The following is a 17,544-nucleotide window of genomic DNA, read 5'->3' on the forward strand; positions in this document are numbered from 1 at the left end:
CAGTGAGTTCATAAATAATGATTTGGTGATATTATCGAAATTGCAGGAGACTGCCCTAACAACCGTTTCGCCATATGTGTAACATCTTTTACTGTAACCTCTTGAACACTTGCGATTACTTCTTCCTCAGATCGGTGCTCACCCAGGATCAATTCATTGTTTCCATTTCGATGCATATGCGCTTCGACACTTTCCAGTCCGATTAAGTAACTCCCCCTCATTTGTTCTTTAGCATTATGGAGCTCTTCTTCTGTTACACCAGTTTCAATAATATCTTGAATGACGGATTGAACAGTATCGTAAAGTAGTTCTTCGTTGTCAGGAGACGATGCACAAGCAATCACAAAAGCTCCATCCTGTTCGTGAGAGGCGTAGTAGGAATAGACGGAATAAGCTAGCCCCTTCTCTTCTCTAACTTCTTGGAATAAGCGTGACGACATCGTGCCACCTAATATACTATCCAGCAGAACCAAACTGTAGATATTCGGATCTTTCAATTTAAGTCCAGGATAACCTAAAAACAGATGGGATTGTTCAATATCTTTCACCTTTCGTACTTCTCCAGTATTGAACTGGGCTTTTTCGATTAGGTGCTGGGGCTGTTTCTTTTCTTCAATCGTTATCCTTCCAAACTCCTGTTCAATCGTTGTAATCAAGGAATTTGTGAAATTTCCCGCCACAGAGATAACAATCCTATCAGGGGTGTAAAATCTATCCATAAACGAAATGAGATTCTCGCGTGTAAAGGATTTTACTCGTTCTGGTGTTCCGCCTACCGGTTTCCCGATGGAATGATTCGGGTACATAAGCGCCCATAATCGTTCATCCGCATCTTCTTCTGGAGAATCTTCAACAGATGCAAGTTCATCTACAATAACTGATTTTTCTTTTTCCATTTCTGCACTGTCCAATTTTGAGTTCAGCAGCATATCGGCTAAAATCTTAATCGCCTCTTCAGCCTTATCTGTCAAAACCGTTGTGTAATAACAAGTAGCTTCTTTCGTCGTAAATGCATTTATATCTCCACCGAAAAGATCAAATTCCTGAGCAATTTGTTTTGCATTTCGCTCGGTGGTTCCCTTAAAGAGCATATGTTCAATGAAATGTGCAATCCCTTCTTCTCCCGGAAGTTCTTCTGCTGACCCTGCTTTGACCCATACACCTATCGAGACCGAGCGGGCGTGCGAGATCGTCTCACTAACAATACGTATTCCGTTATCTAACCTTTTCATCATGACCATACTTCGTACCTCCTTAACTTTGAAAAACAAAAAAGCCTCCCTCTCACTACTGTGGGAGGGAGACTCTTGGTGATACAGATTATTCGCCTTTTTGTTCTGCTTTTTCTTTTTCCTCTTTAATAACCACTTTACGGGACAAATTCACGCGGCCTTGGTTATCAATTTCGATGACTTTGACGAAGAGCTCATCGCCCAACTTCATAACATCTTCTACTGATTTTGTACGTTCTTCTTGAATTTCAGAGATGTGAAGCAATCCGTCTTTACCTGGGAATAGCTCAAGGAAAGCACCGAACTTTTCAATGCGCTTCACTTTCGCCATATAATATTCTCCGACTTTTGCTTCTCGGACGATATTTTCAATCATCTTCTTAGCTTTGTCGTTCATTTCCGAATCAGGAGAAGAGATATAGATTGTTCCATCTTGTTCTGTATCGATTTTAACGCTAGTTTCTTCAATAATTTTATTGATAACTTTTCCGCCAGGTCCGATTACATCGCGGATTTTGTCCGGATTAATGTGAATCATAATAATCTTAGGCGCATATTTTGAAAGTTCTTGAGCTGGCTGAGCAATCGTTTGCAGCATATGATCTAAAATCTTCATACGGCCGATTTTTGCTTGAGCCAAAGCTTCTTCCAATATCTGACGGGAAAGTCCGTCAATTTTAATATCCATTTGAAGAGCAGTAATCCCTTCAGCTGTACCCGCAACTTTAAAGTCCATATCCCCTAAATGATCTTCCATTCCTTGGATATCAGATAAGACAGAGTAGTTATCATCTTTTTTAACAAGTCCCATCGCAATTCCTGCAACTGGTGCTTTGATCGGCACACCAGCATTCATCATTGCCATAGTTGATGCACAAATTGATGCCTGTGAAGAAGAACCATTAGATTCGAGTACTTCTGCTACAAGACGGATTGTATACGGGAATTCTTTTTCATCTGGAATAATTGTTGATAATGCACGTTCACCTAGAGCACCGTGACCAATTTCACGACGGCCTGGAGCACGGATTGGACCCGTTTCTCCAACACTGAAGTTCGGGAAATTATAGTGGTGCATGAATCGTTTTGTTTCCTCTAACCCAAGACCATCAATAATTTGAACTTCGCCTAGTGCACCTAATGTACAAACACTTAGTGCTTGTGTTTGCCCACGCGTAAACAAACCTGATCCGTGCGCTCTTGGAAGAATTCCTGTTTCAGATGAAAGCGGGCGAATCTCTTCGAGTCCCCGGCCATCCGGACGGATCTTTTCATCTGTAATTAATCGGCGAACTTCGTCTTTAACAAGTTGTTCAAGCACGTTACGTACTTGCTTCATTGTTGCGTCATCCGCTTCGTTTTCTTCATAACGCGCAATCACGTCGCTTTTGACAGCCGAAATCGCTTCTTCTCTTGCATGCTTTTCTTCTGTTTGAATAGCTTGTACTAATTCAATATGACAGCTTTCTTTGATCGCTGCGAAAAGATCTTGATCGAGTTCGAACAATTCGATTTCCATCTTCTCTTTACCAACTTCAGCTATAATCTTTTCTTGGAAAGCAATAAGTTTTTTGATTTGCTCGTGTCCAAAAATAATTGCTTCCAGCATAATGTCTTCAGATACCTCTTTAGCACCTGCTTCTACCATGTTGATTGCATCTTTTGTTCCAGCAACAACTAAATCTAATTCACTTTCTTCAAGTTGCTGAGTTGTAGGGTTAATGATTAACTCCCCATTAATACGTCCTATTTGAACGCCAGCAATTGGACCGTCAAATGGAATATCTGAAATTGAAATTGCAAGTGATGATCCCAGCATTGCAGCCATTTCAGATGAACAATCTTGGTCCACTGACATGACCATCGAAATTACTTGTAAGTCATTGCGGAAACCATCAGGGAATAACGGACGAATCGGACGGTCAATAAGACGGCTAGTTAAAATCGCTTTTTCGGAAGGACGGCCCTCACGCTTAATGAATCCTCCTGGAATCTTCCCTACTGAATATAGACGCTCTTCATAGTTAACTGTAAGTGGAAAGAAATCGAGTGCTTTTGGCTTCTTAGAAGCGGTAGCTGTGGAAAGTACAGCAGTTTCTCCGTAGCGTACAAGAACAGCCCCGTTTGCTTGTTTCGCGAGTTGTCCTGTTTCGATCGTGAGCTCTCTGCCAGCCCAATCCATAGTAAACTTCTTGTGTTCTGTCATGATTGATCTCCTCTCGGTTTACATCCTGTGAATACGTAGTATGTATTACGTAATAGTGTATCAAATTAAGCATTGGTTTGCGAAATATTTCAATAAACAATGATTGATATGAAAAACTGGCGCAGTTACACCATACGTTTGCATAGAAAAAAGCGGGCAAAGCCCGCTTTTTCGGTTGTCAATATTAACGGCGTAAGCCGAGTTTAGCGATTAGATCACGATAACGTGCAACTTCGTTTTCACGCAAGTATTTCAAAAGACGACGACGTGTACCGACCATCTTGTAAAGACCGCGGCGTGAGTGGTTATCCTTCTTGTGTGAACGCAAGTGCTCGTTCAAGTTGTTGATCTCTTCAGTAAGGATAGCGATCTGAACATCCGCAGACCCTGTGTCGTTTTCATGAGTTTTGAATTCGTTAATCAATTCATGTTTACGCTCTTGTGTAATAGCCATCCTATTCACCTCCCATTCTTTAATATCCCCAAGTCCCAAGCAACCGTTGGTGAATCGTGATGCCAAGGAAAGGTTCGTATACTTTGTATACTTTCTTATCATAGCATGCAGATCTATGCCTTGCAACTGTCAGTAATTATTAGTAAGTATCTTTTTTGCTGTTTGTTTGTCTTCAGCAATTTGCTGTTTCAGCATGTCAATGGAATCAAATTTTAGTTCAGAGCGGATATGATCAATCCATTCCACAATTGCTTCTTTTCCGTAAAGATCCTCATCAAAATCGAATACATTTACTTCTATTGTTTTACGAGCTTCATCAGGATGATCAAATGTCGGCTTTACTCCGATGTTACAAACCCCATCATAAGCAGTTCCATCGACTATAAAACGCACTGCATACACCCCATTTTTAGGTACGATTAATTCTTGTCCTGGAATAATGTTAGCTGTCGGAAAACCAAGAAGTCGTCCACGCTTGTCACCGTCAACAACAGTTCCTATAGAGCGGAAAGGTCTGCCTAGTAGTTTGGCTGTTTCAGATACTTTGCCTTCTGACAGCAAGTTTCGAATCCTTGTAGAAGAAACTTTTTCATCGTCTTCAGCCACTTTGTTAACTGATGTCGTACCGAATTCCCCATTGGCCAGCTTTGTCATTTGTTCCATAGTTCCTTTACCTTTAGCACCGAATGTAAAATCAAATCCGGCAGTTACATGACGGACATTTAATCTTTTCAGCACGTCATTTACGAACTCTTCGGGAGTCAAATCGGCGAGATCTCGGTCAAACTTTGCGATGAAAAGTGTTTCAATTCCCATATCGTTTAAGATTCTCTTCTTTTCCTCTAACGGTGTGATATATCCAATCTTTCCTTTTTCTCCTGCAAATAAATGTGACGGATGCGGGTTGAATGTCATAACTGCTGGGGTAACACCTAATTCTTTTGACGTGTCAATCGCTTTCTGGATAACAGTCTGATGACCTTTATGTAATCCGTCAAAAAATCCAATTGCCATTGAAAATTCTTTGTTTGTAATCGGCTTTATTTCTTTTGCAATTTGCAGCTCAATGACTTCCACTAGTTATTCCTCCTTTCCAATATTAGCTGGAAACATCTTCACAGGTTTCATTAACCCCTGCTTTTCAGGATGCGGTGCATATATCGCAAGCGCTTTGCCTGAGGAAGTGAAAACAACCTCTTCTATAGATTTCAAAATTGAATGCAGCGGAAGTACTTGTCCATTTAAAATTTTCGGCAGCAAGTCGCCTTCAATTTCAATGGTTTCAATTGTGCTAAGCGCAGACTCTAGCGGCCTCAGGAAAGCTTCCAATTCATCACTATCTTTCATATCCTGAACTTGTGAAAGAGTTTTGCAATCTTCTTGTGTAAAAGTACCGGATGCTGTCCTTACCAGTGATGACATATGAGCAGGATAACCAAGCTGCTCTCCAATTTGAACAGCAAGCGTGCGAATATAAGTACCTTTACCGCATTTCACACGAATGGAAAAACGAGGTTCGACCCCATCGAATAATTCATCATCACTAAGCAACTCAATTTCTTGAATTATTACAGTTCGTTCCGGACGGTCAACTTCTATTCCTTTTCTAGCGTATTCATACAGTTTACGTCCATTTACTTTCACAGCGGAATACATAGGCGGGATTTGAGTGATGCAGCCTGTCAATGATTCTAACGCGCTCAAAACTTGTCGGCGAGTAATTTGCTTTACCGACTCATCTCTTTCCACTATTGCACCATCCGAATCCTCTGTCTCAGTAGCTGTACCAATTGCAACTTCCGCAATGTACTCTTTACCTGAGTCGGTAATGTAGGATGCTACTTTAGTAGATGTCCCAATACAAATTGGCAGTACGCCTTCTACATTTGGGTCTAGTGTACCCGTATGCCCAACCTTCTTAGTGCGCAAAATTTTTCTTAATTTAAATACACAATCATGAGACGTCATTCCTTTTTCTTTCCATAACGGTAAAATCCCATTCACTTCATCGCCTCCCTCACAAATGATACATAACGGCATACGCAAATGTAAAAAAGGGATCGGAAATCCATATGGATACCGATCCCTTCAGTTTAAATATCCGACTCGTCATCCTTCACTTCACGCAGAAGCGATTCGATTCGGTTGCCGTATGTGACGGATTCATCAAACGCGAAATCGATCTCTGGTGTTTTTCTTAACCGGATTCGTTTTCCGATCTCAGAACGGATAAATCCTTTTGCTTTCTTAAGACCTTCTAGCGACGCCTCTCTCTCGGAATCTTTTCCAAGGACAGAAATATAAATCATCGCTTGCTGCAGGTCCCCTGTTACTTCCACATCGGTCACTGTTACAAAACCGACGCGTGGATCTTTGAGTCGCTGACCAATTATGTCACCGAGTTCTTTTTTCATTTGTTCAGCAACACGGTTTACGCGCATTGACATGGAGTTTCACCCCGCTTCACTATCCTGGATAATCTATCTGTATTTCAGTTAGTTCCCATTCCGGATTGGATTCCAGAAACTTTTGTACACGACGAATTTCTCGCTCCGCAACATCTGTGGAAGATGATATGGCAACAATCCCAATCGTTGTACGCTGCCAAAGATCCTGGTGGTCCAATTCGGCAATAGAAACATTATACCCATTTTTAACTCGATCTATCATACGCTTTAGCACAGATCGTTTGTCTTTGAGAGAAGCCGCCATCGGAATAATGAACGAACACTCTGCAGAAACAATCACACGCGCTTAACTTCTTGCATGATGTAGGCTTCGATAATGTCGCCTTCTTTAATATCATTGAAGTTCTTAATGGTAATACCACATTCATACCCTTTAGCAACTTCTTTTGCATCGTCTTTAAAACGTTTCAGTGTATCAAGTTCGCCTTCAAATATCATAATGTTATCACGGTAGATACGGACACCCGAATCTCTTGAGATTTTACCATCAGTGACATAACTACCAGCGATTGTACCCACTTTAGATACCTTGAACGTTTCACGAACTTCAACCTGCCCGATGACTTTCTCTTCAAATTCTGGATCGAGAAGTCCTTTCATTGCAGATTCAATTTCTTCTACAACTTTATAAATGACGCGGTGCAGACGAACGTCTACTCCTTCTTCATCAGCAGCACGTTTCGCATTGACATCCGGACGTACGTTAAATCCGATGACAATCGCATTCGATGCCGCAGCAAGAGAAATGTCAGACTCGTTAATAGCTCCGGCACCAGTGTGAATGATTTTAACATTAACACCTTCTACATCGATCTTCATAAGAGATGCTGCCATCGCTTCTACAGTACCTTGAACGTCTGCTTTAACGATCAGGTTGATTTCTTTCATTTCGCCTTCTTTCATCTGTTCAAACAGGTTATCCAATGTTACGCGTGCTTTTTCGGTACGCTGTTCTTGGATTGCTTCTCCAGCACGGGTTTCACCGATTTGGCGAGCTGTTTTCTCATCTTTAAAGACAACGAAACGATCACCTGCTTGAGGCACATTGCTAAGTCCAGTGATTTCAACTGGCGCTGAAGGACCGACTTCTTTAACACGACGGCCTACGTCATTGATCATTGCACGCACACGACCATAAGTGTTACCTACAACGATTGGATCTCCAACGTGAAGAGTACCATCTTGGACGAGTAATGTAGCAACTGCTCCACGACCGCGGTCTAGTTGCGCTTCAATAACTGTACCTTTTGCACGAACTTTAGGATCTGCTTTAAGTTCGCCGACTTCAGCTACTAGTAAAATCATTTCGATTAGTTGATCAATTCCTTCGCCTTTCAACGCCGAAATTGGAACAAAAATTGTGTCCCCGCCCCACGCTTCTGGTACTAAGCCATGTTCTGTCAACTCTTGCATAACACGATCAGGGTTAGCAGATGGTTTATCCATCTTATTCACTGCTACAATTATTGGCACTTCAGCTGCTTTGGCATGGCTAATCGCTTCTACAGTTTGCGGCATAACACCGTCATCAGCTGCCACTACTAATATAGTTAAATCTGTAACCTTCGCACCGCGAGCACGCATAGTTGTGAATGCTGCGTGTCCAGGAGTATCAAGGAATGTAATCTTCTTGCCGTTAGACTCAATTTGATAAGCACCAATATGCTGAGTGATCCCGCCTGCTTCTCCTTGAGTTACCTTAGTATCACGGATGGAATCGAGCAAAGTAGTTTTACCGTGGTCAACGTGTCCCATAATTGTTACAACTGGAGGACGCTCAATCGCTTCAGTTGCTGATTCAGCTTCATCTTCGTCTGAATCTGGATCTTCGAAGTAAATTTCAAGGTCAGTAACATCGATACGGATTTCCTCTTCTACTTCTACGTCATACTCCGCACATATTAGTTCAATTGCATCTTTGTCTAATTCTTGGTTTATAGTAGCCATTACGCCTAGAAGGAAGAGCTTCTTAATGATTTCAGAAGGTTCACGTCCAAGTTTGTTCGCTAGTTCACCAACAGATAAAGACTCATAAAACGTGATTTTTTCCGGCAATGGCTTCTCTACTTTTGGCATTGGGTTCGCTGGACGATGTCTGCGTCGTCCTTGGTTAATACCTCTAGCAGGCGGACGGCCTCCACGACGGTTGCCTCCACCGCCTTGACGGTTTTGTGATGAAGGTCCTTGGTTCGGACGATTTTGCCCACCTTGGCTTGTATTGGATCCAGCAGTTGCTGGACGGTTGGTTGATTGTCCTTGTGGACGATTCGTGTTGTTGCCTTGCCCCTGTGGACGGTTGCCAGTTTGGCCTTGTGGGCGATTACTATTTTGTCCCTGTGGACGATTTGCAGATTGTCCGCTTTGTGAGCGATTGTTTGATGTTTGGCTTTGTCCTTGTGAACGGCTGCCGTTTTGTCCTTGTGGACGATTGTTGCTTTGTCCTTGTGGACGATTGCCAGTTTGGCTTTGCGGGCGATTACCCGTTTGAGTTTGACCTTGCGGACGGTTTGAGTTTTGTCCCTGCGGACGCGGTGAACTCTTTGTAGTAGATTTGTTATTATTTGCAGGTGAAAACTTCTTATCTAACTTTTCTGCTGAGCCCGGATCGATCGTTGACATGTGATTTGTAACTTCCACATTCATCTTACCAAGTTCTTCAATGACTTCTTTGCTAGATTTGTTAACCTTCTTCGCGTATTCATGTACACGTATTTTCGTCATTAGCCCACCCCCGTTATAGTTCGTTGAGGAGCCCAGACAGCTTTTTGGCAAAACCACTGTCCGTTACCGCGAGGACAACTCGCGACTCTTTTCCGATTGCATGCCCGAGTGCTTCGCGGCTCCCGAAAACATGCTTCTCAACGTTGTAGCTATTACATTTGTCTGACAGTTTTTTCATCGTATTGTCAGATGCATCTTCTGATAGTATAACAAGTTTCGCCTGCTGTGCTCGAACTTCTGACACTACAAGTTCTTCACCCGTAGTTAGTTTCCTAGCACGAGCGGCTAACCCAAGTAATTGATATATTTTTGTTTCTGTTGAAATCATTTAATAGCCTCTCTCCGAATCGCGTGTAATAAATCATCATACACCTGTTCTGGAACAGCACTGCCTAGCTGACTCTCGATTGCATGAGTCATTTTTGCTTTTTCAACAGCAGCTTCAGATTTCGATACATATGTCCCGCGTCCAGATTTCTTACCAGTCAAATCGACTGATATTTCCCCTTCTTTTGTGCGGACAATCCGGATCATTTCCTTTTTAGGAAACATGTCTCCAGTAGCTGCACACTTGCGCAACGGCACTTTTCTTTTGTTGACTGCCATGCGTATGCACCCTTTCATGACTCCGTATTAATTTTCGTCTTGATACAAGTCAATTGTTTCGTTATTTTCTTGTAAATCTTTATTTGGTTCATGTTGCGCTTCATCGTCTGAATACACATCTACCACTTCAGAATCAACCGCAGATTCATCTAGCTCTTCTTCGAAGCGAGGATAAATTCCTAGTTCACGAGCATCTGTTTCACTTTTGATATCGATTTTCCAGCCAGTCAATTTTGCTGCTAAGCGAGCATTTTGACCGCGTTTACCGATTGCCAGTGATAATTGATAGTCTGGAACGACAACAGTAGTGGAACGATCTTCTTCTTTGACTTGAACGTCCAAAACCTTTGAAGGGCTAAGGGCGTTCGCTACAAAGACTACTGGATCTTCTGACCATTCTACAATATCCACTTTTTCTCCATGAAGTTCGTTGGAAATCGATTGAACACGTGCACCGCGTGCACCTACACAAGAACCTACTGGGTCCACTTCTTCACTGGAAGTATAAACAGAGATTTTAGAGCGATCTCCCGCTTCTCTTGCAATCGATTTAATTTCTACGATGCCTTCAAAGATTTCAGGTACTTCCATCTCGAATAAACGGCGCAATAGCCCCGGATGTGTACGCGATACGAATACTTGCGGCCCCCGTGAAGTACGTTCAACTTTCGTGATATACACTTTAATGCGTTCATGAGGGTTGTATGATTCAGAAGGGATTTGCTCTGTCATCGGCAGAACAGCCTCCACTTTACCTAGTCCTACGTATAGATTGCGAGCATCGAATCGTTCAACAATTCCGTTTACGATATCGTCTTCACGATCAATGTACTCCTCGTAAATCAGACCGCGTTCTGCTTCGCGTACCCGTTGTGTAACGACTTGTTTTGCTGTTTGTGCTGCAATTCGACCAAAGTCACGCGGAGTCACTTCTTGCTCAACAATGTCTCCCGCTTCATATGCTGGGTTGATAAGCAACGCATCTTCCAATGAAATTTGCAGACGGTCGTCTTGTACTTCTTCTTCTACTACATCTTTTCGTGAATAGACTTTAATTGTTCCCTGACCTAAATTCAGGTCAACTCGAACGTTTTGAGCCTGATTGAAATTGCGCTTATATGCTGTTACTAATGCTGCTTCAATTGCGTCGACTAGTATTTCCCGGGATATTCCTTTTTGCTTTTCCAAAGCTGTAAGTGCATCGAGCAGATCACTACTCATTCTTCATCACTCCTGAATGATTCAATTATGCAGAAAAGTCGATTGCATATCGTGCAACAGCAATCTTTTGTTTGTCAATTCTGACTGTCAACGTACGAGTTTTAATACGGATTTGAAGTTCAATTACATCTGATTCGTTGGACAATAGATGTCCTTCGAATTCCTTTTTACCATCAATTGGTTCATAAGTTTTTACGTAAATATATTGACCGACCGCTTTTACAAAGTCTTCCTCTTTCTTAAGCGGACGTTCTGCTCCAGGAGAAGAAACTTCTAAAAAGTAGTTTTGCGGAATCGGATCTGTTCGATCTAATTCTTCGCTAAGACGCTCACTAACTTGCGCGCATTGGTCAATATCGATACTTCCATCCTGCGTGTCGATGTAAACGCGCAAGAACCAATCTCGTCCTTCTTTTAAAAACTCAATGTCTACTAGTTCAAGTTTCAACTCATCGACTATAGGAAGAACTAACTCTTCAACTTCTTCAGTAATTTTACTCATCTTACCCCTCCCTTGCAGGTTCTAATTTGCTGACATAATAACGGCAGACAACAGAAAAGAGCGGGGAATCCCACTCTTTTCGCGAAAGACTATAGCAAAAGTTGTTTCAATTGTACCATACGTTCATACCCCGCGCAAATTTTCTAGATGTACGTCAGAACAATGACAGCTGGTTCATTTCCGGTAATCCATCTAAGCATCCTAGCGTGTCCATATATTCTGTCACCGTTTTCGATACCCTGCCCCGTCTCTGGAGATCTTCTTTCGATAGAAACTCTCCATCCTCTCTTACTTCCACAATTGTGTTTGCAACGTTTGTGCCTAGAGAAGGAATCGCGTTAAATGGCGGTATCAGCGTATTGCCGTCGATGATAAATTCAGTAGCCGATGACTTGTACAAATCCGGCTTAGCAAACGAAAATCCTCGTTCACACATTTCAAGTGCGATTTCCAATACAGTTACTAAGCTTTTTTCTTTAGGGGAAGCATCTAGTCCTTTGTCGTAAATCTCTTTCGCTTTAACACGGATTGACGCAGACCCTTTAATCATCGTTGCTAAATCGTAATCGGTTGCTCTTACAGTAAAGTAAGTTGCGTAATACATAATAGGATGATGAACTTTAAAGTAAGCAATACGAAGGGCCATCAACACATAAGCAGCTGCGTGAGCCTTTGGGAACATGTACTTAATTTTTTTACATGAAGCAATATACCAAGCCGGTACATTGTTCTTTTTCATTTCTTCTTCAAACTCCGGCGTTAACCCTTTTCCTTTTCGTACAAACTCCATAATCTTAAATGCAATTGCAGGTTCGAGTCCTTGGTAGATTAAATACACCATGATATCATCACGGCACCCAATTACTTCAGCTAGTACACAAGTTTTGTTTTGGATTAATTCCTGCGCATTGCCAAGCCATACGTCAGTTCCATGAGACAATCCAGATATCTGAATCAGTTCAGAGAAGGTAGATGGTTTTGTTTCTTCAAGCATTTGACGAACGAATCGAGTACCGAATTCCGGTACACCAAGAGTACCTGTTTTACAGTTAATTTGCTCCTCAGTAACGCCAAGCGACTCTGTCCCGCTGAATAACGCCATAACTCCTGGATCATCGGGCGGAATAGTCTTGGGATCCATTCCAGACAAATCTTCCAACATTTTAATCATCGTTGGATCATCGTGACCTAGGATATCCAGTTTCAGCAAGTTATTATCGATGGAGTGAAAGTCAAAGTGAGTCGTTTTCCAACTCGAACCTACATCATCTGCCGGAAATTGAATCGGTGTGAAATCAAAGATATCCATGTTGTCCGGTACAACAATAATTCCGCCTGGGTGTTGTCCTGTATTTCGCTTGACGCCAGTACACCCTTGAACTAGCCGATCTATTTCCGCGCCTCTTAAATTGATACCATTGTCATTCATATACCCACGCACATAACCGTATGCAGTTTTTTCGGCAACTGTACCAATCGTTCCTGCACGATAGACATAATCTTCACCAAATAGTTCTTTCGTATAGTTGTGTGCCTTGCCCTGATATTCACCACTGAAATTCAAATCGATATCCGGCACTTTATCTCCGTTGAACCCTAGGAATGTTTCAAACGGGATATCGTGTCCATCTTTTGTATACGCAGTGTGACATGTTGGACATTCTTTGTCCGGCAAATCAAATCCAGAACCAACAGAACCATCCGAAAAGAATTCAGCTTGTTTGCAAGTAGGGCATACATAATGAGGCGGCATTGGATTCACTTCAGTGATTTCCATCATTGTCGCTACCAAAGAAGATCCTACAGACCCACGTGAACCAACAAGGTAACCATCATCAAGCGATTTTTTAACTAACTTATGTGAGATTAAATAAATTACAGCAAAACCATTACCTATGATGGATTTCAATTCTTTTTCAATCCGGGCTTCTATAATTTCAGGTAATGTTTCCCCATAAATTTCATGTGCCATTGAATAAGTTAGATTCCGCACGTCTTCATCAGCACCCTCAATTTCCGGAGGGTATAAATCATCTTTGATCGGCTTGACATCCCCAACACGGTCCACGATGGCGAGAGGATTATCAATCACTATTTTTTCAGCTGTCTCTGGTCCTAAAAACGCAAATTCTTCCAGCATCTCATCGGTCGTTCTGAAATGGACAGCCGGCAATTCATGACGATTCATTGGATTTGCCCCACCTTGCGAACGAACTAACACTTGGCGATACGCGGCATCTGTTTCATCAATATAATGAACATTTCCTGTTGCCACTACTGGAAGTCCAGTCATCTTCCCAAGTTTAATCATTTTCCGCATGATATCTTCTAAATTCCATTCATCCCGGATGAGATCCAATTCAATCAAATGGTTGTACACCGGTTTCGGATGAAGTTCTAAATAATCATAAAAACCAGCTACTTCTTCAGCTTCTTCTAACGATTTTTGCATAAGCGCTTCAAAGACTTCCCCTTTGTCGCAGCCTGAACCGACAAGAAGCCCTTTTCTATATTTCACGAGTAAGGATCGTGGAATTCTTGGCACTCGATAGAAATAATCCATGTGAGAGAATGAAACAAGCTTAAATAAGTTCTTCAATCCTTCGTCACTTGTAGCAAGAAGCGTACAATGATTAGGTCGCGAACGCTTATATGCATCCCCTTCACCGACGTTCTTGTTAAAGTCGTCTAGCCAAGTAATTCCTTTTTCAGACGCATCCTTCATCAGTCTGACAAATAGATGGGCAGTCGCTTCAGTATCGTAAATGGCCCGGTGATGCTGGGTTAAGTCGATATCGAACTTTTTGGCCAGTGTGTTCAGACGGTGATTTCGGAGTTCAGGATATAAAAGACGTGCAAGCTCAAGAGTATCGATTGTAGGATAGTTTGCAGTCTCAATTTCTGCTTTTTTGCATGACTCATAAAAGAAGCCCATATCAAAGGAAGCATTATGAGCAACCAGAATAGAATCTCCAATGAATTCTATGAAATCTCTCATGACTTCCGAAACTTCAGGGGCATCCTTAACCATGTCATCCGTAATACCAGTCAATTCAGTTGTTGTTGAAGACAGCGGATGATGAGGGTTGCTGAAACGTTCGAATGTATCAATAATTTCCCCGTTTTTAACTCGAACTGCAGCTAGTTCAATAACCGTATCGTACACTGCTGACAATCCTGTCGTCTCTACGTCAAATACTACAAATGTATCTTCTTCAAGCAATCGATGCTGTTCGTCATAAACAATTGGAACCCCATCATCGACGAGGTTCGCTTCCAATCCAAAGAGAACCTTTACGCCGTGTTTTTTTCCAGCATTGTATGCCTCTGGGAAAGCTTGGACGTTAGCGTGGTCTGTAATTGCAATTGCAGGGTGTCCCCATTTTGCGGCTTGGGCAACGAGAGCACCTGCTGAAGAAACACCATCCATTTGGCTCAGCTTTGTATGCGTATGTAATTCAGCGCGCTTACGTCCTTCAGGTGCCTTATCTTTTTTCACAACAGGTGCCACTTCCATAATGTCTTGCGCCATCATGATCAGGTCACGAACGAATGTATCATTTTGAATACTGCCGCGGGCTCTAACCCATTTACCTTTAGTAAGAGCTTTCATCAGTTCTGCATCCTCATTATCTCGCGAGAACATTTTCACTAGAATGGAGTCTGTGTAATCTGTAACTTTGAGTGTTAGTAATGAGCGTCCGCTTCGTAATTCTCTGACTTCTGCATCAAATACAAAGCCTTCAATTGCTACACGGCGTTCTTCATCTTGAATTTCTTTTATCTCCATAAGCGGTTCATCGGCACGAATCGGGGTTCCAAGTGAAATTGGACCACTTGGCAATTCTCCACTTTCTTTTTTCGTCGTTTCACGTTGTTGCATGGCTTCCAAGGCTTTCTGGGCATAAGCTTGTTCCTCAGCTTTCCGTTCTTCAAAGAAAGCAATACGTGCTTGTTCTTCTTCAACTGGAACATCAGAAACTGTAAAGTCAGGATAAATTCCAGCAAATCCAAATGATTGGTAGGCATCCGAAATTAGGTGTCCGTATTTGTTCTTCAATGTTTGCTGCTGAATATTATTCAAGCAACAAATTGTGAGCTTATCTCCAGACAAGACAGGCATTTGTGTCGTTAAGGCTTCCCGAATTGGCGGTGACATATCTCCAAGTTCGTCTATAATTGCCGGCCAGTAAGCTAGAATCATTTCCGCATTTTGTTCTACTACTTTAGTAGTTACATGCAGTCTTATTGAAGCAATGTTAGAAAAAGCCTCAGTTACTCTTTTTTGAAAAAGCTGGAACACTTCAAACGGCAACGGTTTTTCAAGAGTCGCTGTGAACTGCCAAACTCTTGACTTTTTAAAGATATCTACACGTTCTAGTTCTGCACCTTCAAAGTGAATTACAAATGCGTCTTCTGTAAGACCGATTTGCTGAAGCAACATTGTCATTTTTGTTTTCGAGTCCATGAGGTTCTCCTTTCTCGTAAAAAGAAGGGAAGGACCGTTATCCGGCCTTCCCATGTCTTTACTCAGTTCTGAAAAATTCTTGCAGCCTTCCTGTCACTTCTTCTTTTCTCCATAATACAGGCTCACCAACCGCTCTAAATGTAACCTCGACCGAACCTTCAGTTGCGGCTTTCCCCACCACGACTCGCACTGGAATACCCAACTGATTTGAAGTTTGAATCTTTTCTTCAGCACTTACATTACGATCATCAAATAACACTCGATATCGATAACCATTCATAACTGAATGAAGCTCATCAGCCAACTGCTGCTGCATTTCGTCATGACTATCTTCAATTAGTAAATGAATGTCGTATGGTGCAAGCTGGATTGGCCATTTCAACCCAAGCGAATCACTGAAATGCTCTGCTGTTGCCGCGAATAGCCGGTTCATATCCATATAGTAATAGCCTGTCAGAATTTCTAATGTGTCCTTATTTGCTACATTAATCTTAGTAAATACAGGTTCTGGTTCGATAATACGTGCAAATGTTACGCCTGAAGCAAAAGTCAGTGTTCCATTTCCATCTGGTGAAGACTCGCCTTCCTGGACATATCGAATGTCTACATAACGATCAATAGTAAAATCACGATCAGGATTGACATTCTCTAAAAACGTATCTTTCTCGTTCGCTCCACAAAGACCATATTCTACAGATGATATTCCATAATCCGCATATACTGGGAATCCAAATGGTAATTGAACGGGCCCCAAATTCTTCTCGTCAACACCCAGAATCTCTTTAACTTCATTGAATTCTAATCGTCTTATATTTGATGTCCCAAAGCTTTTTTTGAGTTTCATTTCATTTAGCTGGTGATCTGCCCTTATGAGAATAATTGCAGATTCTTCTTTAACCTTATATAAATAAGCTCTTATTAACTGGGATGGATCTAGTTTCAGCAATTCACCAAGTTGGTCAATCCCACTGCCGTTGCCATTAATTTTTGCTGCTTTTTTCTGTTTAGCAGGATTTTCTATTTCTTCACTGACAGAACCAGCAAGTTCCACTTTTTCCGTATAGGAAGAATTGGTACTGATAGCAAACTTTTCTTCACCACATTCCGATAATGCGATGAATTCATATTCATTTATACCGTTTTCATTCACAGAGTGAATCACTCTGAATGGGAGTCCGATTTTAGTTGCAATCGTAGAAAAAACAGAATAAAGCGTGGCTCCATTCTGTTTCGCTTCAACTGAATCTGTGTGAAATGAATATCCACTCATTAACGCATACTCTTTAGAATACATTAAACCGGAATTATGACTAGATGGCTTCGCTTTTCTAATTTGCTGTTTCATATGGAATACAGAAATTGGAAGTTGTTCAGAACTAATCACTTCTTTAGCAATGAGTGATAGCAATACCATTTCATCTGACTTTCCAGTTGAGTGCCCAAACTGTTCGGATGGCAAATCTACTTCCAAAACCTTCGCAGCTTCCATTTCGTCTCGAATCATTTTTTTTATGCTTTCAATGACTTTTCTGGCTAATGGAAAGTATGCGTATAGTCCTTCCGAGGTTTCTTGCACATACCCCGACTGAGTAAGAAGCTGGTCTGCCTGACAGTTGCTTGAAGTTTCGGCAGTAGGTATAAATACGCCTGATTGTTTCATCTTGCG

The 17,544-nt window shown here is 41.8% G+C and carries 14 protein-coding genes; all 14 read right to left on the reverse strand.

Going from position 1 to position 17,544, the window contains the following annotated elements:
• Positions 1-8: 8 nt before the first annotated feature.
• The 14 genes from QT716_RS03900 to QT716_RS03965 all read right to left on the reverse strand — a co-directional run bounded on the left by QT716_RS03900 (position 9) and on the right by QT716_RS03965 (position 17,538).
• Positions 9-1,241 (reverse strand): M16 family metallopeptidase, encoded by a 1,233-nt coding sequence (locus tag QT716_RS03900; RefSeq protein ID WP_317934598.1) that lies wholly within the window; start codon positions 1,239-1,241, stop codon positions 9-11.
• A gap of 79 nt (positions 1,242-1,320) precedes the next feature.
• Positions 1,321-3,438, reverse strand: coding sequence for a polyribonucleotide nucleotidyltransferase (pnp, locus tag QT716_RS03905; protein WP_317934599.1), 2,118 nt, complete (start codon positions 3,436-3,438; stop codon positions 1,321-1,323).
• A 184-nt stretch (positions 3,439-3,622) separates the two neighbouring features.
• Positions 3,623-3,892 (reverse strand): 30S ribosomal protein S15, encoded by a 270-nt coding sequence (rpsO, locus tag QT716_RS03910; protein WP_317934600.1) that lies wholly within the window; start codon positions 3,890-3,892, stop codon positions 3,623-3,625.
• Positions 3,893-4,021: 129 nt separating this feature from the next.
• Positions 4,022-4,969, reverse strand: coding sequence for a bifunctional riboflavin kinase/FAD synthetase (locus QT716_RS03915; RefSeq protein WP_317934602.1), 948 nt, complete (start codon positions 4,967-4,969; stop codon positions 4,022-4,024).
• A gap of 3 nt (positions 4,970-4,972) precedes the next feature.
• Positions 4,973-5,896: a tRNA pseudouridine(55) synthase TruB gene (gene truB, locus QT716_RS03920; protein WP_317934604.1), complete on the reverse strand. Its 924-nt coding sequence runs from the start codon at positions 5,894-5,896 to the stop codon at positions 4,973-4,975.
• Positions 5,897-5,985: 89 nt separating this feature from the next.
• A complete protein-coding gene (gene rbfA, locus QT716_RS03925) occupies positions 5,986-6,339 on the reverse strand; it encodes a 30S ribosome-binding factor RbfA (protein WP_317934606.1) in 354 nt (117 codons plus the stop codon).
• A 19-nt stretch (positions 6,340-6,358) separates the two neighbouring features.
• Complete coding sequence (locus QT716_RS03930; RefSeq protein ID WP_317934608.1) at positions 6,359-6,640, reverse strand: DUF503 domain-containing protein; 282 nt, start codon at positions 6,638-6,640, stop codon at positions 6,359-6,361.
• Positions 6,637-9,081 (reverse strand): translation initiation factor IF-2, encoded by a 2,445-nt coding sequence (infB, locus tag QT716_RS03935; RefSeq protein ID WP_317934609.1) that lies wholly within the window; start codon positions 9,079-9,081, stop codon positions 6,637-6,639. The genes QT716_RS03930 and infB overlap by 4 nt, the downstream gene beginning before the upstream one ends.
• Positions 9,082-9,094: 13 nt before the next feature.
• Complete coding sequence (locus QT716_RS03940; protein WP_317934611.1) at positions 9,095-9,409, reverse strand: YlxQ family RNA-binding protein; 315 nt, start codon at positions 9,407-9,409, stop codon at positions 9,095-9,097.
• Positions 9,406-9,687, reverse strand: coding sequence for an RNase P modulator RnpM (gene rnpM, locus QT716_RS03945; RefSeq protein WP_317934612.1), 282 nt, complete (start codon positions 9,685-9,687; stop codon positions 9,406-9,408). The genes QT716_RS03940 and rnpM overlap by 4 nt, the downstream gene beginning before the upstream one ends.
• A 27-nt stretch (positions 9,688-9,714) precedes the next feature.
• Positions 9,715-10,908 carry a transcription termination factor NusA gene (gene nusA, locus QT716_RS03950; protein WP_317934614.1) on the reverse strand — a complete coding sequence of 398 codons (1,194 nt, stop codon included), beginning with the start codon at positions 10,906-10,908 and terminating at the stop codon, positions 9,715-9,717.
• 25 nt (positions 10,909-10,933) lie between these two features.
• Positions 10,934-11,410, reverse strand: coding sequence for a ribosome maturation factor RimP (rimP, locus tag QT716_RS03955; RefSeq protein WP_317934616.1), 477 nt, complete (start codon positions 11,408-11,410; stop codon positions 10,934-10,936).
• A 154-nt stretch (positions 11,411-11,564) separates the two neighbouring features.
• Positions 11,565-15,932 (reverse strand): PolC-type DNA polymerase III, encoded by a 4,368-nt coding sequence (locus QT716_RS03960; RefSeq protein ID WP_398292291.1) that lies wholly within the window; start codon positions 15,930-15,932, stop codon positions 11,565-11,567.
• A 4-nt stretch (positions 15,933-15,936) separates the two neighbouring features.
• Positions 15,937-17,538, reverse strand: a complete 1,602-nt coding sequence (locus QT716_RS03965; RefSeq protein ID WP_317934619.1) for a proline--tRNA ligase — start codon at positions 17,536-17,538, stop codon at positions 15,937-15,939.
• Between the last annotated feature and the right edge of the window lie 6 nt (positions 17,539-17,544).

Origin of the sequence: Sporosarcina aquimarina (assembly GCF_033253705.1) — a bacterium.
Lineage (GTDB): Bacteria > Bacillota > Bacilli > Bacillales_A > Planococcaceae > Sporosarcina > Sporosarcina aquimarina.